The organism is Burkholderia sp. SIMBA_051, assembly GCF_046534915.1.
GTDB classification, from domain to species: domain Bacteria; phylum Pseudomonadota; class Gammaproteobacteria; order Burkholderiales; family Burkholderiaceae; genus Burkholderia; species Burkholderia ambifaria.
The window spans coordinates 1-243 of record NZ_JAWRXS010000758.1; the positions used below are offsets into that span (position 1 = coordinate 1).

The window sequence follows — 243 nt, forward strand, 5'->3', positions numbered from 1 at the left end:
CGAGAAACACCAGCAACACATGGCTGCTGATCTGCGGCGCGGCGATCAGGCCGACCAGCGAGAGCGACGCGAGAAAGAGCGCGATGATCAGCACGGTCACTTTCGAAAAGCGGTCGCCGAGAAAGCCGCCGCCAATACCGCCGATGGGACGCATCCACAGCTTGAGCGTCGTGATCGTGCCCGCCATCACCACCGACAAGCCAATCTCGCCTTCATGCAGATACGCGGAGAAGCTGTAGGTCG

Annotated in this window: 1 pseudogene; it reads right to left on the reverse strand. The window is 61.3% G+C overall.

Features of this window, described 5'->3' with window-relative positions:
• Positions 1-243: pseudogene (locus tag SB771_RS36515) on the reverse strand (MFS transporter); the annotation flags it as partial.